The following is an 18,104-nucleotide window of genomic DNA, read 5'->3' on the forward strand; positions in this document are numbered from 1 at the left end:
CCACTTATATTCTTTTATTTCCCGGCATTGTACGCTGATTGTGCATCCTTGTGGGTGGAAGATGCCATTCCGGAAACACTTTGTTCAAAACTGCGCTCATCCATCACGCGGATGTCGCGTTTTGGATGCGCCACCTGGATGCCGTGGGTCTTGAATACTCTCCAGATAGCTCTGTTAACGTCTGAGAGTACATTCAGACGACCGTTTTCGGGATCGGTGATCCAAAAACCTATTTCCAACTGCAAACCGTCCTCGCCGATCTTGAGCAACAAGGCCTGCGGCAGAATCTGGTCGGATACCCGCTCCACTGCGATCACGGCCTTCTCCAGCATAGACAGCACTGTTTCGATATCGTCCTGATACAGGATGGTAACTTGTGTTGCCAGACGTATAATTTTCCGGTTCAACGAATAATTCTGCACCGGACTGGACATGAACATTTCGTTGGGCAAGACCGATTCGATGCCGTCAAGACCTTCCAGGATCGTGTAGCGCGTGTTGATTTGCGTCACTTTCCCGAAATAACGGTCCACATTCACCATGTCGCCGATCGCCAGGCTGCGTTCGAGCAGGATCACAAAACCGGAGACATAGCTGCTGGCGATTTTTTGCAAGCCGAGGCCGAGGCCGACGCCGAGTGCGCCGCCGAACACCGACAGCACCGTCAGGTCGATGCCGACCAGCGACAGGCTGACCAGGATCGCCACCAGAATCAGGACTGCCCGCACCAGCCGCGCCACCACCGTACGCAGCGACGAGTGCATGGTGTTGAGTCTCATCAACCGGTCTTCCAGCATAGCGCCGGCCCACAGGGCAATGATCAGCGTCACCAGCACCGATGCCGTGGCTTGCAGAATGGTCAGCAGCGATGCCTTGTGACGACCCAACGGCAGCGTGGTGGCGTCGAGATAGTCGACCAGGTCGGGCCACAGTCCGGTGATATAGAGCAGCACGCAAACCCAGACCAGCGTCGCGAACACTTTCTCGAACAACTGGAGAAAGGCGCCGGCGGTGGTCTCCTTGACGAAGATGCGCCGCAGCACATAGAACACGAAACGCATCGCCGCCTGCGAAATCATCAGCGGGATCATGACATGCCATAAGGTCACCGGCAGCTTCAAGCGTATCAGGAGCAGCCTGGCCAGCGCCAGCAGGACCAGAATCAGCAAGGGCGTGAGCACGCGCACGAAACTTTTGATGCCGATGTGCATGACGCTGCCGTCGTCGCCCGCGAATGTAAAGAGCTTGCGCAACCAGCGCGACAGCCCCCAGCCACACGCGATGCAGAGCGCGATGACTGCCAGTTGACGCATCAGTTCCGGCAGCGCCAGGTCGCCGAACAGGTATTCATACAAATCGGATAGCAAAGTCGACATGATTCTTTGTGGCTATGACTATGGAGGCAGATGCGCTATTTACTGGACAGATAGATTTCGGCTTCCTGGAAATGACGGGTCCAGTTGGCGGCGTATTTGGCGGCCAGAGGTGGATTCTTGCGCGCGATCAAAATGTTCTCGGCATTCTTGTTCTGGGCGGTCCAAGTGAAATTATAGCTACCGGTAATCACCGTAGCGTCGGCGCCGGCGGCATCGATGACGATGACCTTGTTATGCGCATTCTTGTATTTGGTCTCTTCTCGGACCTGAATGCCCGCCTCCTGCATGGCGGCGATGCGGTCGCGTCCCGTCTTGTTCAACTGACCGGCATCGACCAGCACGCGCACATCGACACCGCGCTTGTAGGCGGCGATCAGCGCATTGGTCAATGGCTTGCTGGTCAGGATATAAGCCTGCACCAGCACCTGGCGACGCGCCTTGCCGAGCGCATCGAGGATCAGGCTTTCGACGTCGTCCCACGGAGCGAAGGCGGCATCGAGCGTTCCCTGCGCTGGCGTCGGACGGTCGCCCGGATCGAAGGCGTGCGCAGAAAATCCCGCAAAAAACAAGGACAGCGCCAGCGCGATGGCGCGACCGTGCTGTCGCTTCAACTGCCGCATTATTTTTTGCGTTCCAGTACGGCTGCGAAGAAACCGTCGGTCTGATGCAGATGCGGCAACAGCTTGAGATAGTCGCCCATGTCCAGCGCGATCTTTTGCTCGGCCAGCACGGTGCTCATCGGCACCAGCGCATAGTCCGGATTCGCTCGCAGGAATTCGGCGATGACGTCTTCATTTTCTTCGTTGAGGAAACTGCAGGTGCCGTACACCAGGCGGCCGCCGGCCTTCACCAGACGTGCTGCGCTGTTCAGGATGCTGATCTGCTTGGCGTGCATCTCGGCGACGGTTTCCACAGTCTGGCGCCACTTCATGTCGGGATTGCGGCGCAGCGTGCCGAGGCCGCTGCATGGCGCATCGACCAGCACGCGGTCGATCTTGCCGGCCAAACGCTTGACCTTGGCGTCGTTCTCGTGGGCGATCATGACCGGATGTACGTTGGACAGGCCGCTGCGCGCCAGGCGCGGCTTGAGCTTGGCGAGGCGCTTTTCCGACACGTCGAAGGCATACAGGCGGCCGGTGTTGCGCATGCCGGCGCCAAGCGCCAGCGTCTTGCCGCCAGCGCCAGCGCAAAAATCGACCACCATTTCGCCGCGCTTGGCGCCGACGATCTGGGCCAGCAATTGGCTACCTTCGTCTTGCACTTCGATGGCCCCGTCCTTGAACAGCGGCAGGTTTTGCAACGTGGGTTTTTTCTGCAGGCGCAGGCCCAGCGGCGAATAAGGCGTCGGTTCGCACAGGATCGGCGCGGCCGCGAGTTCGGTCATGACGTCGTCGCGATTGGCCTTGACGGCGTTGACGCGCAGGTCCAGCGGCGCCGGCTGGTTCATGGCTTCAGCAAGTTCCATGGCGGCGGCTTCGCCATCGCGCGCGATCAGCTTGTCGAGCAGCCACGGCGGCATGTTGGCGCGCATTGCCAGCGGCAGCTTGTTGCGATCGATCTGCGCAGTGCGCGTAAGCCAGTCGACTTCTTCCGGCGACAGGCCGGCAATCGATTCGATACTGACCGTATCGGTCAGGCCCAGCAGGGCCATGCGACGCATCATCGGACCGACGCCTGCTTCTGCGAAATTGGTGTAGACCGACTTGTTGCGCAAGAGGCCGTAAACAGCTTCGGCGATGACGCCGCGTTCGCGGCCGCCAAGCTTGGGATTTTCGCGGAAATAACGCGACAGCGTGACGTCGGCCGGGCCGGTGAAACGCAAGATTTCGCGCAAGACTTCTTCCGTGTGGGGAACGATTGCGGGTGGCAATCTCATACTGCTTCCTTCAAAAAATGTGATTCAGGCTTGCTCGGCGGACGGATCGACGCGGACGCGACCGCCGTCCAGGCTAAGCTTGCCTTCGACGAACCAGCGCACAGCGCGCGGGTAAATAAGATGCTCCTGTTCCAGCACGCGTTCGGCCAGCGTCTCTTCCCTGTCCGCGCCAAATACAGGCACCGCAGCCTGCGCCACGATCGGACCATGGTCGAGGTCTGGCGTGACGAAATGCACCGTGGCGCCATGCAATTTGACGCCTGCGGCCAAAGCTTGCCGGTGCGTCGCCAGTCCCGGAAAGGACGGTAGCAACGACGGATGAATGTTAAGCATCCGACCGGCATAGTGATCGACGAACGGCGTGGTCAGGATACGCATGAAGCCGGCCAACACTACCAGATCGGGCGAAAAACCATCGATCACGGCCCGCAGGGCAGTATCGAATTGCTCGCGCGAGGGGTAGTCCTTGTTGGCGACAACCGCAGTGGCGATGCCATGCTGCCGGGCAAAATCGAGACCGGCCGAATCGCTTCGGTTGCTGATGACTGCTGCGATGGAAACAGGCCAGTTTTCTGCCTGTGCGGTCCGGACGATGGCTTCCATGTTGCTGCCTCGGCCGGAAATCAGGATAACAATGCTTCTCATGGTCGGCATTGTAACCGCTGCCCGCAACCTGATTGCCAAAAATTGGCGCAAGCAAGACGGCGGGCGAGGGAATTTTTACTGAAACGAGTAAAAAACGCGGAAAGCGACTTTTTTGTCGGCCCAGAAGTCGGCGGCATCACGAAACACGTCTAGCAAGGTTTCACGAGCTTCCTTGTCAAATTTCTGGGTATTCGGCAATTGCTCGATAACAACAATGAAGCCGGGTTGTGGGCCAGCCTTGTATGTCAGGTCGGTAAGGCAGTCACCGAGCGCATCGAAATTCTTGCCGAAATGGCGAGGAAAATGAAAAGCGCCGGCAATGATCGCAAGGACCTGCTGCTTGGTCGTCGCCTCGGCACAATAGGCGTACAGAAAGTGCTGGCCAAGACGAGCAGCCTCTTCCTGCAAGTCGTTCACGCGAAAGGCGCGGATAGACTGCACAACATTTGGCGGCACCGTTTTAAATAAACTCATTTCTCCCTCAGATTTTGCAATGAATGCTGCAACCAGGATCGCCTCCTCATTCCCTGATGCGCTGGAATGTCCGGTAATGATCCCCGGTGTAATAGTACTCACCCGACGTTTGCGGATTGCCGCCGGAAATGATCCGGCGCGCGCCGCGATTACGCGCTTTAGGCGTTTTCACGGTGAATTCGTGATAATACCCGCGCTTCTGCCTGGGTAAAACCCCTTCGTAGTTGCCAAAAACAACACCGTCCTTCGCGTACGGATAAGGTCCGCCCTGCCTGATCAGGTCTAGGGTCTGCCGCGCTTCAGGCGGCAGGGCGCCGGCCGCGATATCGCCAACGGCCAGCGGGCCTTTTGCGAATACGGAGCAAGATAACAACAGCGCAGCAAGGAAAACAAACCACTGTCTTACAAATGTCGTCTTCAAGAGCAGGCTCGCATTTTTATGTTGCAGAAGTATTAATTTTTCGCAATACCATTGCGTAGAGTAACGTTTTGCTTCAAACCAAGCAACTCGAATCTTTGTCGGGACATGCTTGACGCCGGGCTCAGGCTTGGAGCGCAGCGACCCGTTCTGGTTCAAAAAAAGCAAGAACCTGGTCGCGCATGGCGTAAGTGTCGCGTTCGCCGAGACTGATCAATTCCTGGGTAAAACTTTGTTCGAACAACAGGTAAGAAGCCAGCGCGGCGCCGCGCGCTTCGGTGGCGCCAATGCCTCCCAGCATCACACGCACCGGCCGCGGCAGGCTGGTGACATGGCGGCTGGCGATTTCGTCGATACGCTGTGACGGGGAAATCACCAGCACTTCGATCGGCTTGAGCGGCGTTTTGGCAAGCTGCTCCGGGGTCAGCATGGACAACGTCTGGTTGACCCGGTTGGTGCGCTCGATATCGGCGGCCAGGCCATCGAGGAAGATGCTCGACAAGGCATGCCCGGCCACTTGCGCCAGGCTGGGGTACTGCGCCAGTTGGGTCGGCGCTTCGGAACGCTCGCCCATGCGGCCGGCGCCTATCACCAGGATCTTGCTGGCGCCGAGATGGATGGCCGGCGAAATCGGCGCAATCTGGCGCATCGAGCCGTCGCCGAAATACTCGCGCCGACCTTCGTAAAAAATCGGGATCGCGGGAAAGATAAACGGAATCGCCGACGACGCCAGCAAATGCTCGACGCCGATCTGGTCGCGAATGGCGGCGCGTTGCGTACGCCGCCACGGCTCGATTTCCTGCATCGACTGATAAAACGTCAGATGCTGGCCTCCGCTATAGGACGATGCCGTTACCGCCAGCGCATGCAGGTTGCCGCTGGACAATGCGTCATCCAGCCGCGGCAAGTCCAGAAGACGATGCAGCATGGTCACCAGCGGCGTGTTGTCGAGCAAGGAATTGGGTGGATTGGCCTTCCATTTGCGCAGTAGCCAGCCGAACGAAAACAGCGACAGCCAGCGCGCGCCCGAGCGGATGACGCCGAGCGAGTCGGCGCGGTAGACCTGCTCGACCTTGAAATGGGCCCATACGCTCATCAGTTCGCGCACGCCTTCGCCGAAATCGTCGGCGCGGCAAGCCAGCGCAGTGGCATTGATGGCGCCAGCCGAAGTGCCGCAAATGATCTTGAAAGGATTCTGATGCGCCGGCCAGCCGGACTCCAGCAAAATCATGGACAAAGCGTTGAGGACGCCAACTTGATATGCCGCGCGTGCGCCTCCTCCGGTCAGGATCAATCCCGTTTTTTTATCTATTGACTCCATGCCAACAGCTTAGCAGGGCGCACGCTCTTTAGGCAGCAAAAATTCCAGATACCACCAAAAATATACAGGCAAAAGTTACGTAATTATTCTATTTTGGCGGCATCCGGATGGCGCCGTCGAGACGGATGGTTTCGCCGTTGAGCATGAGGTTTTCAATGATGGTCCTGGCCAGGTGAGCGTATTCCACGGCCTTGCCCAGGCGCGGCGGAAACGGTACGGCGCCGCCCAGCGAATCCAGCACTTCCTGCGGCATGGACATCATCATCGGCGTTTCGAAAATTCCCGGTGCAATGGTCATCACGCGGATGCCGCTGCGCGCTAGGTCGCGCGCCATCGGCAACGTCATGCCGACGATCGCGGCCTTGGAGGCGGAATAGGCAACCTGCCCGATCTGGCCGTCGAAGGCTGCCACCGAGGCGGTATTGATGATCACGCCGCGTTCGCCCTGCTCCAACGGTTCCAGCTTGCTCATGGCATCGGCCGCCAGGCGCGCCATGTTGAAGGTGCCGACCAGGTTGATATTCAGGGTCTTCTGGAACAAGGCCATCGTATGCGGGCCGTCCTTGCCGATCAGCTTGGCGCCCGGAGCGATACCGGCGCAATTGACCAGGCCGCGCAGGCTGCCCAGTTGCCGTGCCGCCTCGATCACCTTCAAGCCGTCTTCTTCAGTCGTCACATCGCAGCGCACAAATTTGCCCTGCAACTCGGCCGCCAGCTTCGCGCCGGCCTCTTCCTGCACATCGGCCAGCACCACCTTGCCGCCGTTTTCCGCCAGCATGCGCGACGTCGCCGCACCCAAACCCGATGCCGCGCCCGTTACGATAAACACCTGTCCTGCAATCTGCATGTCTCTGTTCTCCAATATTCCAATATAAAACCGGCATGGAATACCCATGCCGGTCGTTTTGTGATCATCCTCGCGGGATGGGAGAGCTTATTTTCCCACGGGTATGGTAATCACGACAGCAGTCGATGCGTCGGCCGACGTCGCAGTGGCTGCCGGTATCGGCAACAAAGGAACCAGCAGCAAGGCGACGATGTTGATGATCTTGATCAGCGGGTTGACGGCGGGGCCGGCGGTATCCTTGTACGGATCGCCGACGGTATCGCCGGTGACTGCCGCCTTGTGCGCGTCGGAACCCTTGCCGCCGTGGTGGCCGTCTTCGATGTATTTCTTGGCGTTATCCCAGGCGCCGCCGCCGGTGGTCATCGAAATCGCCACGAACAGGCCGGTGACGATGGTGCCCATCAGCAAGCCGCCCAGCGCCGCCGGTCCGAGCAGCAGGCCGACAATGATAGGCACAACCACTGGCAGCAAGGAAGGCACGATCATTTCCTTGATCGCCGACGACGTCAGCATGTCGACCGCCTTGTCGTATTCCGGCTTGCCGCTGCCGTCCATGATGCCCTTGATCTCGCTGAACTGACGACGGACCTCGATCACCACGGCACCCGCTGCGCGGCCCACCGCCTCCATCGCCATGGCGCCGAACAGGTAGGGAATCAGGCCGCCGATGAACAGTCCGACGATCACCATCGGATTGGACAAGTCGAACGACGTGCTCTTGCCGACCGAGTCCAGCGCATGCGTATAGTCGGCAAACAGCACCAGCGCCGCCAGCCCGGCCGAACCGATGGCGTAGCCTTTGGTGACGGCCTTGGTGGTATTGCCGACCGCATCGAGCGGGTCGGTGATCGCGCGCACCGATTCCGGCATGCCCGACATCTCGGCGATGCCGCCGGCATTGTCGGTAATCGGACCGTAGGCATCGAGCGCGACGATGATGCCGGCCATCGACAGCATGGCCGTCGCCGCGATCGCAATGCCGTACAGGCCGGCCAGCCAGTACGACGCCAGGATCGCCACGCACACCGCGAGCACCGGATACGCGGTCGACTTCATCGACACGCCCAGGCCGGCGATGATGTTGGTGCCGTGCCCTGTGGTCGAGGCCTGCGCAATGTGCCTGACCGGTTTGAAGTCGGTGCCGGTGTAGTACTCCGTGATGTAGACCATCAAGCCGGTCAGCACGATGCCGATCACCGCCGACCCCATCAATGGCACGCGCAGTTCCGGCGGCACCATGGTCCAGGTGACGACCGCAAAGCCGACCAGGCTCAACCCCGCCGCCCACCACAAACCGGTGTACAACGCCGACATGATCTTCTTGCCGGGCGCGACCTTGACCATCATGCAGCCGATGATCGACGCCAGGATCGAGACGCCGCCCAGCGCCAGCGGATAGAGCACCGCCAGCACCTCGGCCCCTTTGATCACCAGGCTGCCGAGCAGCATCGTCGCAATCAGCGTGACCACATACGTCTCGAACAGGTCGGCCGCCATGCCGGCGCAGTCGCCGACATTGTCGCCGACGTTATCGGCGATCACCGCCGGGTTGCGCGGATCGTCTTCGGGAATGCCGGCCTCGACCTTACCCACCAGGTCGGCGCCGACATCGGCGCCCTTGGTGAAGATGCCGCCGCCGAGCCGGGCGAAGATGGAAATCAGCGATGCGCCGAAAGCCAGTCCGATCAACGGCCGCAAAGCATCATGCAGCGACGCCGCGCGCCCTTCGCCATGCAGGAACAGCCACCAGAAAAAGAGCACCACGCCGAGCAGGCCCAGGCCGACGACCAGCATGCCAGTGATGGCGCCGCCGCGGAACGCCACGTTGAGCGCCTCGTTCATGCCTTTGGTGGCGGCCTGCGCGGTGCGCACGTTGGCGCGCACCGAGACGTTCATGCCGATGAAACCGCATGCGCCCGATAGCACCGCGCCGACCAGAAAGCCGATCGCCGTGATCCAGCCGAGGCCGGGTATCAATGCAACGAGGATGAAGAGCACCACGCCGACCAGGGCGATAGTTCGGTATTGGCGCGCGAGATAGGCTGCCGCGCCTTGCTGGATGGCAGTCGCGATGTCCTGCATACGCTGGTTGCCGGGGTCTTGCTTGAGAATCCAACTGCGGGAAATAAGACCGTAGATCACTGCGATAACGCCGCATGCCACGGCAAACCATAAGGCTCCTGCCATCATGTCTCCTCCTTGTTTTTCACGACAAAGCAACAATCACGACCTTCCGCGCCAACGACCGTTATGGCGTCATTGCGGACACTGCGCACTGCAATACTTTCCGTGGCCTTTTTTATGGATTTGCTGGGCCGCCCCTTGCTGCCGATTCTTCCGAGTTGCAACTCCCTGTATTCAATGGACTGCGAGCATTCGCTTCAGGCGTAAAAAAAGCGGACACATGGTCCGCTTCATTTTATGACGACAGTGCGGCAAATGCACTCTCTCTGATTTGCTCCACCGGTCCGACGCCGGCGATCTTGCGATATTTCGGCGCTCCCGGCTGGCCCGACGCAGCCCACTTGCCGTAATAACCGACCAGCACCTCGGTCTGTTCGTGATAGACCGACAGGCGCTTCTTGACGGTTTCTTCCTTGTCGTCGTCGCGCTGGATCAGCGCTTCGCCGGTGACGTCGTCCTTGCCTTCGACCTTCGGCGGATTGAACTTGACGTGGTAAGTGCGGCCAGAAGGCTGGTGCACGCGACGGCCGCTCATGCGCTCGATGATGGCGCTGTCGGGTACGTCGATTTCCAGCACGTAGTCAATCATGACGCCGGCATCCTTCATGGCGTCGGCTTGCGGCGTAGTGCGCGGAAAGCCGTCGAACAGGTAGCCGTTGGCGCAGTCGGGCTGCTTCAGGCGGTCCTTGACCAAGCCGATGATGATGTCGTCGGAAACCAGGCCGCCCGCGTCCATGACCTTCTTGGCGGCAATGCCGAGTTCAGTACCGGCAGCGACGGCGGCGCGCAGCATGTCGCCCGTCGAAATCTGAGGAATGTTGAATTTTTCCTTGATAAAAGTGGCTTGCGTACCTTTACCGGCACCAGGCGCTCCTAGAAGGATGAGGCGCATATGTTTTCCTAAATTGAAGTTTTGAATTCTGTTGCGATGGCGACCGATCTACAAACTGCCCACACCGCTGCCATCGAAGGCGATTGTCTCTGCTGACGTCGCTTGTATCTTTGCTCTGTACGAAACTTACCACAAAATCTTACCGAATCATGACAAACGCCTATTTTTTAGGCAACCCGGCCTCCTGAATTATCGTCGCCTAGAATGACGGCAGACTTACAAAACCGCGACAGGAGCGCGCTTCAGGCGAAACCTATCGTCTCGATCGGATTCGCCCGACTTACAGCGCGGAAATAGCCGCCACCAGCGGACTGTCCGGCGGAGCTTGGAAATGCTTGCGCACGCGCTCCAGATCTTCCGGCGTATCGACACCGGCTTCGGGCAGCAAGGAAGTGACGTGGACGGCGATCGAGTAGCCGTGCCAGAGCACGCGCAACTGTTCCAGCGCTTCGATGCGCTCCAGCGGGGAAGCTGTCAGCGTCGGGTAGATCTGCAGGAATTTGTTGGTGTAGGCGTACAGGCCGATGTGCCGCAGCGGCGCGAACTCATGGCTGTGCAACTCCGACAGACTGTCTTTCGACTGCGCAAAGCCGTCGCGATGCCACGGAATCGCGGCGCGCGAGAAATACATCGCCCGTCCCTCCTTGTCCAGCACCAGCTTGACGACGTTGGGGTTGAACATCTCCGGCAGCAATTCGATCGAATGCGCCGCCGTCGCCATCGGCACGTCGGCCTTGATATGGCCGGCGGTGGCAGCGATCAGGCCGGGATCGATCAGCGGCTCGTCGCCCTGCACGTTGACCACCACGGCGTCGTCGGCCAGATCCAGCGCCGCCGCCACTTCGGCGATGCGGTCTGTGCCGGACGGATGATCGGCGCGCGTCATGGCGACATCGATGCCGTGCTGTTCGCAGGCGGCATAGATATCGCGGTGGTCGGTCGCCACCACGATGCGCGCCGCGCCCGACAGCGCCGCCCGCTCCGCGACGCGCACGATCATCGGCTTGCCGCCCAGATCAGCCAGAGGCTTGTTCGGCAAACGGGTGGACGCGAGGCGCGCGGGAATGATGACGGTAAAGGACATGTCGGATGCAATCAAACGTTCAGCGGGAAAACAGGAGCGGGCCTTATTCGGCAATCGGCTCGGCGGCGGGTGCAGCGGGCGAAGCACCCAGATCGCGCGCTTCGTCGGCCCACATGATGGGGATGCCGTCGCGGATTGGATAAGCCAGCTTGTCGCCGTTGCAAATCAGTTCCTGGGCTTTTTTGTCGTACTCGAGCGGTCCCTTGCAGATGGGACAGACGAGGATATCAAGCAGTCGGGCGTTCACGGAGTTTCTCCACAATTTGTTCAGCCAGCGCGCCGTCTATGCGCGCCGTCACAGGCACGACCCAGATGCGGGGGTCATTTTTGATGGCCTCTATTGCCCTGCATTTTACTGCATCCTTCTCGGTGATCAGGATCACGGCGGCTGGCAGGCCGGCGAAGGGGTTGTGCGCGAAATCGTAGTGGTCAGGCAATGCCAGCGCCTCAAAGTTCAGGCCAGCCTGCGCCAGGGTGGCAAAGAAACGCTCCGGATTGCCGATGCCGGCCACGGCTGCGATGCCGTTCGCCGCGCTCAAGGATGCCAGCGGCTGTGTGCAGGACCGGTCCTGCAGGAGCTCGACCCGGTCCGCCGCCAGACGCATCGCGAAAGCGCCGGCAGGCACCACCGTGTCGCCGCTGCCGACATTGCATACCGTGAAATCACGCCGGCGCGAAACCGGTTCGCGCAGCGGCCCAGCCGGCAGTAGCCAGCCGTTGCCGTTGCCGCGCGCATCGGACAGGACGATTTCGACGTCCCGCGCCAGGGCATAGTGCTGCAGACCGTCGTCCGACACGATCACGTCGACCTCGGGATGCGCCGCCAGCAAGGCTTGTGCCGCGGCGACGCGGCCGCGTCCGACCATGACCGGGCAGCCGGCGCGCTCGGCGATCAGCAAGGGTTCGTCGCCGACGTCCTGCGCGCGCGACTCCGCGGTCACGGGCCGTGCTTCGGCCTGCGCCGAACCATAACCGCGCGAAATCACGCCGGGCGTATAACCGGCCTGGCGCAAGGCGTCGACCAGCCAGATCGCCAGTGGCGTCTTGCCGGTGCCGCCGACGAAAATGTTGCCGACCACCACCACCGGCGCCGCCACGCGGATCGCCTGCTTCACGCCGAGCCGATACAGCGAACGCCGCAGCAGCGCGACAAAACCGAACAGCAGCGACAACGGCCACAGCAGGCAGGCCAGCCAGCCGCGCCGCGTCCAGGCGCGCGTCAGCATGGATTCAAAGGATGAGTGGTCGGACAAAAGCTGGCCTGAGGGAGAACTACTTGCCGCTGCCGGTCTGGGCAGCGAATGTGACCTTGGCGAAACCGGCCGTACGCGCCGCTTCCAGCACGTTGATCACGCTCTGGTGGGTAGCCAGCGCATCGGCGTTGACGATCACCACCGGATCGGGCTTGGCGCCGCCGTCGGCATTGCCGACATTGGCCTGTTGTACCGCGCTTTGCAGCTCGCGCGCCAGTCCGGCGGCGTCGCGTGCGGCGACCTGCACGTTGTTGACGGCGTAGCGGCCTTGCGCATCGACCGCGACGTTCAGCTCGAAGGGCTGTTCCAGCGCCTTTTCGGCGTTGGCGGTCGGCAGCGTGATTTGCAAGGCGGTGAACTTGCTGTAGGTGGTGGTCACCATCAGGAAGATGACGATCACCAGCAACACGTCGATGAAAGGAATCAGGTTGATTTCCAACTCTTCCCGCGCGCGGCCTTTGCGAAAATTCATGACGCTTCCTTTACCGTTACTGGCGCGAGCCGTGCACGACGTCGACGAACTTGACCGCCTGCTGCTCCATATCGACCACGAAACTGTCGACCAGCGCGCGGAAGTGGCGGTAGAACACCAGCGAAGGCATCGCAATCGCCAGGCCGAATCCGGTGTTGTACAAGGCAATCGAGATGCCGTGGGCGAGTTGCGCCGGATTGGTGCCGGCGGCGTTTTGCGAGGCGAAGATTTCAATCATGCCGATGACCGTGCCGAACAGTCCCATCAGCGGCGCCAGCGAAGCGATCGTGCCGAGCGTGGTCAGGTAGCGTTCGAGCCGGTGGGCGGCAGCCTGGCCGGCCTCTTCGATGGCTTCCTTCATGACTTCGCGCGGCGTGTCGACATTGCGCAGGCCGGCTGCGAGCACCTGCCCCAGCGGCGAATTCTGTTCCAGCTTGTCGATCACGTCGTCATTGACGCGGCCGTTTTCATAGACGCGCACCACTTCCGGCAACAAGTCCCCCGGCAGCACGCGCGAGCGGCGCAGGTACAAGAGTCTTTCGATGATCAGCGCAAGGCCGATGACGGAGGCGATCAACAACGGCCAGATCGGCCAGCCTGCGGCTTGGATGATTGCGAACAAGAGGGACTCCTTTATTACAGATACGTGAGAATGCGGGTTGATTTTCCGGTGCAGAATGTAACGCGTTGCTCCCCGCCGGGCAAGGCCAAGATGCATTTCTCCGGACGGCGCGGCCAAACGGCTTTAAAATCGCGCTTTGAAATCCTGTGCAGGTTACCCACATTTTCTGTGCATAACTTTGTGCACAAGCTCCTCTCAAGCAGACAAGAGCTTTGATTTCAAAGCGTTTTCTCCTTCTGTACAGAAAAGACGCACAACGCAGGCAACATCACCGCAAGCCCATCGGATTCCAGCCAGCCCCATGACCTACGACGATTTTTCCAGTCCCGCCCCATCCGTGCCGCAGTCCGGGCCGCCGGTGCTCGCCGTATCGGCGCTCAACCAGGCGGTCGCGCGCGTGCTCGAACGAACCTTCCCTTTGGTCTGGGTGTCCGGCGAAATATCCAATTTTACCCGCGCTGCGTCCGGCCACTGGTATTTCACGCTGAAAGACGACTCCGCCCAGGTGCGCGCCGTGATGTTCAAGGGCCGCGCCCAGCATGCCGGTTTTTCGCCGCGCGAAGGCGACAAGGTCGAAGTGCGCACGCTGGTCACGCTGTACGCGCCGCGCGGCGACTATCAGCTCAACGTCGAAGCGATCCGCCGCGCCGGCGTCGGCAATCTCTACGAAGCCTTCCTGCGCCTGAAAGAAAAGCTCGAAAACGAAGGCCTGTTCGACCCGGACCGCAAACGTCCCCTGCCGGTCTTCCCGCGCTGCGTCGGCATCGTCACCAGCCCGCAGGCTGCGGCGCTGCATGACATCCTGACCGCGCTGCGGCGCCGTGCGCCGCATGTGCGCGTGATCCTGTATCCCACGCCGGTCCAGGGCGAAGGCGCGGGCGCAAAGATTGCCCACGCCATCCGGACCGCCTCGCAGCGCGCCGAATGCGACGTGCTGCTGGTCGGCCGCGGCGGCGGCAGCATGGAAGACCTGTGGGCCTTCAACGATGAAGCCGTGGCGCGCGCGATTGCCGCCTGCCCGGTGCCGGTGATTTCCGGCGTCGGCCACGAAACCGATTTCACGATTGCCGATTTCGCCGCCGACCTGCGCGCGCCGACGCCCACTGCCGCCGCCGAACTGTGCGCAATGCCGCGCGCCGAATGGTTGGCGCAGTTGCAGAATCACGCCGCCGACCTGACGCGCGCATTGAAGCGCCATCTCGCCGAGCGCGGCCAGACCGTCGACTGGATGTCGCGCCGCCTGGCCAGCCCCGCGTCATACATTGCGCATGAACGCGTCAAGCTCAACGCGTTGCAGGCCCGGCTCGAGCACGCCACGCGCACGCCGGTGACCAAGGCACGCTACCAACTCCAGCATTTGCAAACACGTTTGCACAACCGCCTGCCCGACACCCGCGCGGCGCGCCTGCTGCTCAGCGACCGTCAGCGCCGCATCGGCAATGCGGCCGCACTGATGACGCAGCGGCGGCGCCAACTGCTGACGGCGCAAACAGCCCAGCTCGAATTGCTCAACCCGCAACGCACTCTCGAGCGCGGCTACGCCATCGTCACCGATGCCAAAGGCAAGGTGCTGCGCGCGCCGTCCGAACTGCAGCCGCGCAGCAACGTCACGCTGCGCCTGGCCGAAGGCAGCGCCGACGTCGGCATCGCCAGCGTGCAACCGATGCTCGATTAACGGGATCGGCAATAGGGATGACAAAACGCCGCGCCGGATTCCTACGCCAAAATCAGGCGTAGGCCACCGGTTTGAGAGAGTGCAAAGAATCGCTATCCGCTTTAGAATCACAGTCTGAGAATAAAAACGTTTGTTTCAATCAACAATACCGAAAGGATTCACCATGGCACATACCCTACCGGCACTGCCTTATGAACTGGACGCACTGGCGCCAACCATTTCCAAGGAAACGCTCGAATACCACTACGGCAAGCACCATCAGACCTATGTGACCAATTTGAACAACCTGATCCCGGGCACCGAATTCGAAAACCTGTCGCTCGAAGACATCATCAAGAAGTCCTCCGGCGGCGTTTTCAACAACGCAGCGCAAATCTGGAACCACACGTTCTACTGGAACAGCCTGACGCCAAAGGGCGCCGGTGCTCCGAGCGGCGCCCTGGCTGACGCCATCAACGCCAAGTGGGGTTCGTTCGATGCCTTCAAGGCGGAATTCACCAAGCAAGGCCTGGCCAACTTCGGTTCGGGCTGGACATGGCTGGTCAAGAAAGCCGACGGCACGCTGGACATCGTCAACACCACCGGCGCCGGCACACCGCTGACCACCGACAGCAAGGCGCTGCTGACCATCGACGTCTGGGAACACGCCTATTACATCGACTACCGCAACGCACGCGCGAAGTATGTCGAAGCATTCTGGGGCATCGTGAACTGGGATTTCGCAGCGAAGAATTTCGCATAAGCAAATTCGTTTTTTGCGCGCCACGAAAAAGCCTGCTCGATGCAGGCTTTTTTATGCCCGGGGAAAAGGGAGTGTGCAACAATCACTGCACGTCATCCGCACCCTCATGTAAAGGAGCGATCACATCATGGCAACCGTACACCTGCACAACGACGCCGGCTATGCGCAACGGATCCGTGCGCGCACCCATCAACTCCAGGCCGACGAACCGTCCGACAACGGCGGCGGCGACACCGGCCCCGCTCCTTACGAGCTGCTGCTGTCGGCATTGGCCGCCTGCACTTCGCTGACCTTGCGCATGTACGCCGATCGCAAGGGATGGGAACTCGGCAGCATCCATATCGATGCACGCTTTTCGCGCGACGACTGCGGACTCGAAAATATCGAACGCACGATCACGTTCGGCAATGCGCTGACGCCGGAACAGCTCCATCGCCTGGCGGAAATCTGCGAAAAAACGCCGGTCACCAAGACGCTGCTGGAAGGCACGCCGATACGGACAGCCTTCGTCTGATCCGGCGACCAAAGAGATTTTCGATTTTTATCGAAAAACATCAAAAAATCGCCTCTAAAGTCGCAATGGAAAAGTCATTTAAAACAAATAAACACAATAAATATCAACGACTTACATAAATCATCGAATAATTCGATGATACCCCGCAAATCTTTCCGTTTTTCTTTTGATTTCCCTCCGCTCATACTCCGTTCTGTCCACTTGATCCCGCAAGCAAGAGGCGATTTCCGCAGAGGAAAACCGCCCTTGCCTGCACTAACCGACGGAGAAAATCATGCTTCAAATACGCAAGGGAAACGAACGCGGCGTCGCCGATCACGGTTGGCTGAATTCACACCATACCTTTTCGTTCGGCCATTACTACGATCCGCAACATCTGGGTTTCGGTCCGCTGCAAGTCATCAACGAAGACCGGGTGACGCCTGGCATGGGTTTCGGCACGCACGGCCACAGCGACATGGAAATCATTTCCTATGTCCTGGACGGCGCGCTCGAGCACAAGGACAGCATGGGCACAGGCTCGGTGCTGCACTACGGCGACGTCCAGCGCATGAGCGCCGGCAGCGGCGTGCGCCACAGCGAGTTCAATCACTCGAAGACGGAACCGGTGCACTTCCTGCAGATCTGGATCCAGCCGAACGTGAAAGGCATCGCGCCGAGCTACGAGGAAAAGAACTTCACCCCGGAGCAAAAGCAAGGCCAGTTGCGCCTGATCGCCTCGTCCGACGGCCGCGACAACTCGGTGCTGATCCATCAGGACGCATCGGTTTACGCCTCGATCCTGAACGGCGGCGACAAGCTGGAGTACGAACTGGGCCAGAAACGCCTCGGCTATGTGCACCTGATCCGCGGCAACCTGACCGTCAACGGCACCGCGTTGTCGGGCGGCGACGCTCTCAAGATCAGCGCCGAAAGCCTGGTCACGTTCGAAAAGGCCGAAGCGGCTGAATTCCTGCTGTTCGATCTGCCTTACTGATCAACGCAAGCCAACCCGATGCGTCGCCAACCCGGCGGCGCGTCGCCACACCTACCAACAAGGAAAACATCATGGCAAACATTCTATTCATCAACAGCAGCGCACGCAGCACCGGCTCGATCTCGCGCCAGGTCGCCGGCGAATTCGTCGCCAAACTGCAAGCGGCGCAACCGGGCAGCGTGGTGGTCGAACGCGACGTCGCCGCCAATCCGATTCCGCATCTGGACGAGCAAAAACTGGGCGCATTCTTCACCCCGGCCGACAAACGCACTGCCGAACAGCAAGCGCTGGTCAAACTCTCCGAAGAACTGATCGCCGAAGTCAACGCCGCCGACATCATCGTCATCGGCGCGCCGATGTACAACTTCTCGATCACCTCCACGCTGAAGACGTGGATCGACCATGTGGCGCGCGCCGGTGTGACCTTCAAGTACACAGAAACCGGTCCGGTCGGCCTGGTCCAGGACAAGAAGGTGTACGTGTTCACCTCGCGCGGCGGCGTCTATAGCGAAGGTCCGGCCAAGGCGATGGATTTCCATGAAACCTATCTGCGCGCCGTGCTCGGCTTCATCGGCATGACCGACATCACGTTCATCCACAGCGAAGGCCTGGGCATGGGCGAAGCGGCGGTCGAAAAAGCCGTCGCTCAAACCCGCCAGACCATCGGTACATTGATCGCTGCCTGATCCCGGGCTGTATCAATGAAAAAGCGCGGCAGCCACAAGCTGTCGCG

20 protein-coding genes are annotated in these 18,104 nt (G+C 60.4%); 5 read left to right on the plus strand and 15 right to left on the minus strand.

Annotated features, from left to right (window positions below; genetic code table 11):
* Window positions 1-14 precede the first annotated feature (14 nt).
* The 15 genes from RV1423_RS12110 to RV1423_RS12180 all read right to left on the minus strand — a co-directional run bounded on the left by RV1423_RS12110 (window position 15) and on the right by RV1423_RS12180 (window position 13,464).
* Window positions 15-1,376, minus strand: a complete 1,362-nt coding sequence (locus RV1423_RS12110) for a mechanosensitive ion channel family protein (RefSeq protein WP_034296830.1) — start codon at window positions 1,374-1,376, stop codon at window positions 15-17.
* 35 nt (window positions 1,377-1,411) lie between these two features.
* Window positions 1,412-1,996, minus strand: coding sequence for a phospholipase D family protein (locus RV1423_RS12115; RefSeq protein ID WP_034296832.1), 585 nt, complete (start codon window positions 1,994-1,996; stop codon window positions 1,412-1,414).
* On the minus strand, window positions 1,996-3,252 hold the full coding sequence (locus RV1423_RS12120; RefSeq protein ID WP_034296834.1) for an RsmB/NOP family class I SAM-dependent RNA methyltransferase: 1,257 nt from the start codon (window positions 3,250-3,252) through the stop codon (window positions 1,996-1,998). The genes RV1423_RS12115 and RV1423_RS12120 overlap by 1 nt, the downstream gene beginning before the upstream one ends.
* A gap of 24 nt (window positions 3,253-3,276) precedes the next feature.
* Entirely contained in the window at window positions 3,277-3,906 is a 630-nt protein-coding gene (gene purN / locus RV1423_RS12125; protein ID WP_034296835.1) for a phosphoribosylglycinamide formyltransferase, read from the minus strand.
* A gap of 66 nt (window positions 3,907-3,972) precedes the next feature.
* Window positions 3,973-4,473: a barstar family protein gene (locus RV1423_RS12130; protein WP_373419958.1), complete on the minus strand. Its 501-nt coding sequence runs from the start codon at window positions 4,471-4,473 to the stop codon at window positions 3,973-3,975.
* Window positions 4,418-4,792 carry a ribonuclease domain-containing protein gene (locus tag RV1423_RS12135; RefSeq protein ID WP_034296838.1) on the minus strand — a complete coding sequence of 125 codons (375 nt, stop codon included), beginning with the start codon at window positions 4,790-4,792 and terminating at the stop codon, window positions 4,418-4,420. The genes RV1423_RS12130 and RV1423_RS12135 overlap by 56 nt, the downstream gene beginning before the upstream one ends.
* Before the next feature lie 121 nt (window positions 4,793-4,913).
* Window positions 4,914-6,110: a patatin-like phospholipase family protein gene (locus RV1423_RS12140; protein ID WP_034296840.1), complete on the minus strand. Its 1,197-nt coding sequence runs from the start codon at window positions 6,108-6,110 to the stop codon at window positions 4,914-4,916.
* Window positions 6,111-6,198: 88 nt separating this feature from the next.
* Entirely contained in the window at window positions 6,199-6,957 is a 759-nt protein-coding gene (locus tag RV1423_RS12145) for a 3-hydroxyacyl-CoA dehydrogenase (RefSeq protein ID WP_034296842.1), read from the minus strand.
* An 87-nt stretch (window positions 6,958-7,044) separates the two neighbouring features.
* The gene (locus RV1423_RS12150; protein ID WP_231502238.1) at window positions 7,045-9,144 is read right to left on the minus strand and encodes a sodium-translocating pyrophosphatase; all 2,100 of its coding nucleotides are present in this window, start codon (window positions 9,142-9,144) and stop codon (window positions 7,045-7,047) included.
* Between the two features lie 232 nt (window positions 9,145-9,376).
* On the minus strand, window positions 9,377-10,033 hold the full coding sequence (gene adk / locus RV1423_RS12155) for an adenylate kinase (protein ID WP_034296845.1): 657 nt from the start codon (window positions 10,031-10,033) through the stop codon (window positions 9,377-9,379).
* Between the two features lie 280 nt (window positions 10,034-10,313).
* A complete protein-coding gene (gene kdsB, locus RV1423_RS12160; RefSeq protein ID WP_034296847.1) occupies window positions 10,314-11,117 on the minus strand; it encodes a 3-deoxy-manno-octulosonate cytidylyltransferase in 804 nt (267 codons plus the stop codon).
* A gap of 43 nt (window positions 11,118-11,160) precedes the next feature.
* Window positions 11,161-11,364 (minus strand): Trm112 family protein, encoded by a 204-nt coding sequence (locus tag RV1423_RS12165; protein ID WP_034296848.1) that lies wholly within the window; start codon window positions 11,362-11,364, stop codon window positions 11,161-11,163.
* A complete protein-coding gene (gene lpxK / locus RV1423_RS12170; protein ID WP_034296850.1) occupies window positions 11,345-12,343 on the minus strand; it encodes a tetraacyldisaccharide 4'-kinase in 999 nt (332 codons plus the stop codon). Before lpxK ends, RV1423_RS12165 begins: the two co-directional genes overlap by 20 nt.
* A 46-nt stretch (window positions 12,344-12,389) precedes the next feature.
* A complete protein-coding gene (locus RV1423_RS12175) occupies window positions 12,390-12,842 on the minus strand; it encodes a biopolymer transporter ExbD (RefSeq protein WP_034296851.1) in 453 nt (150 codons plus the stop codon).
* A gap of 16 nt (window positions 12,843-12,858) precedes the next feature.
* Window positions 12,859-13,464, minus strand: coding sequence for a MotA/TolQ/ExbB proton channel family protein (locus RV1423_RS12180; RefSeq protein ID WP_034296853.1), 606 nt, complete (start codon window positions 13,462-13,464; stop codon window positions 12,859-12,861).
* Between the two features lie 301 nt (window positions 13,465-13,765).
* Between RV1423_RS12180 and xseA the strand changes: the two genes are divergently transcribed.
* From xseA to RV1423_RS12205, 5 genes are all read left to right on the plus strand, one after another.
* Complete coding sequence (xseA, locus tag RV1423_RS12185) at window positions 13,766-15,139, plus strand: exodeoxyribonuclease VII large subunit (RefSeq protein WP_034296854.1); 1,374 nt, start codon at window positions 13,766-13,768, stop codon at window positions 15,137-15,139.
* A gap of 163 nt (window positions 15,140-15,302) precedes the next feature.
* Window positions 15,303-15,881 (plus strand): superoxide dismutase [Fe], encoded by a 579-nt coding sequence (gene sodB / locus RV1423_RS12190; RefSeq protein ID WP_034296856.1) that lies wholly within the window; start codon window positions 15,303-15,305, stop codon window positions 15,879-15,881.
* Window positions 15,882-16,008: 127 nt separating this feature from the next.
* On the plus strand, window positions 16,009-16,395 hold the full coding sequence (locus RV1423_RS12195) for an OsmC family protein (protein WP_034296857.1): 387 nt from the start codon (window positions 16,009-16,011) through the stop codon (window positions 16,393-16,395).
* A gap of 274 nt (window positions 16,396-16,669) precedes the next feature.
* Window positions 16,670-17,371, plus strand: coding sequence for a pirin family protein (locus tag RV1423_RS12200; protein WP_034296859.1), 702 nt, complete (start codon window positions 16,670-16,672; stop codon window positions 17,369-17,371).
* A gap of 71 nt (window positions 17,372-17,442) precedes the next feature.
* Complete coding sequence (locus RV1423_RS12205) at window positions 17,443-18,057, plus strand: FMN-dependent NADH-azoreductase (RefSeq protein WP_034296861.1); 615 nt, start codon at window positions 17,443-17,445, stop codon at window positions 18,055-18,057.
* Window positions 18,058-18,104: the final 47 nt, after the last annotated feature.

Source organism: Herbaspirillum sp. RV1423 (assembly GCF_000577615.1).
Taxonomy (GTDB): domain Bacteria; phylum Pseudomonadota; class Gammaproteobacteria; order Burkholderiales; family Burkholderiaceae_D; genus Herbaspirillum.

What these genes read in the sequence shown, in the direction of transcription:
- RV1423_RS12195 (WP_034296857.1), top strand. Translation starts at nt 16,009, where the DNA reads ATGGCAACCGTACACCTGCACAACGACGCCGGCTATGCGCAACGGATC.
- RV1423_RS12140 (WP_034296840.1), bottom strand. Translation starts at nt 6,110, where the DNA reads ATGGAGTCAATAGATAAAAAAACGGGATTGATCCTGACCGGAGGAGGC.
- RV1423_RS12175 (WP_034296851.1), bottom strand. Translation starts at nt 12,842, where the DNA reads ATGAATTTTCGCAAAGGCCGCGCGCGGGAAGAGTTGGAAATCAACCTG.
- RV1423_RS12205 (WP_034296861.1), top strand. Translation starts at nt 17,443, where the DNA reads ATGGCAAACATTCTATTCATCAACAGCAGCGCACGCAGCACCGGCTCG.
- xseA (WP_034296854.1), top strand. Translation starts at nt 13,766, where the DNA reads ATGACCTACGACGATTTTTCCAGTCCCGCCCCATCCGTGCCGCAGTCC.
- kdsB (WP_034296847.1), bottom strand. Translation starts at nt 11,117, where the DNA reads ATGTCCTTTACCGTCATCATTCCCGCGCGCCTCGCGTCCACCCGTTTG.
- RV1423_RS12120 (WP_034296834.1), bottom strand. Translation starts at nt 3,252, where the DNA reads ATGAGATTGCCACCCGCAATCGTTCCCCACACGGAAGAAGTCTTGCGC.
- RV1423_RS12150 (WP_231502238.1), bottom strand. Translation starts at nt 9,144, where the DNA reads ATGGCAGGAGCCTTATGGTTTGCCGTGGCATGCGGCGTTATCGCAGTG.
- adk (WP_034296845.1), bottom strand. Translation starts at nt 10,033, where the DNA reads ATGCGCCTCATCCTTCTAGGAGCGCCTGGTGCCGGTAAAGGTACGCAA.
- lpxK (WP_034296850.1), bottom strand. Translation starts at nt 12,343, where the DNA reads ATGCTGACGCGCGCCTGGACGCGGCGCGGCTGGCTGGCCTGCCTGCTG.
- RV1423_RS12200 (WP_034296859.1), top strand. Translation starts at nt 16,670, where the DNA reads ATGCTTCAAATACGCAAGGGAAACGAACGCGGCGTCGCCGATCACGGT.
- RV1423_RS12145 (WP_034296842.1), bottom strand. Translation starts at nt 6,957, where the DNA reads ATGCAGATTGCAGGACAGGTGTTTATCGTAACGGGCGCGGCATCGGGT.
- purN (WP_034296835.1), bottom strand. Translation starts at nt 3,906, where the DNA reads ATGCCGACCATGAGAAGCATTGTTATCCTGATTTCCGGCCGAGGCAGC.
- sodB (WP_034296856.1), top strand. Translation starts at nt 15,303, where the DNA reads ATGGCACATACCCTACCGGCACTGCCTTATGAACTGGACGCACTGGCG.
- RV1423_RS12110 (WP_034296830.1), bottom strand. Translation starts at nt 1,376, where the DNA reads ATGTCGACTTTGCTATCCGATTTGTATGAATACCTGTTCGGCGACCTG.
- RV1423_RS12115 (WP_034296832.1), bottom strand. Translation starts at nt 1,996, where the DNA reads ATGCGGCAGTTGAAGCGACAGCACGGTCGCGCCATCGCGCTGGCGCTG.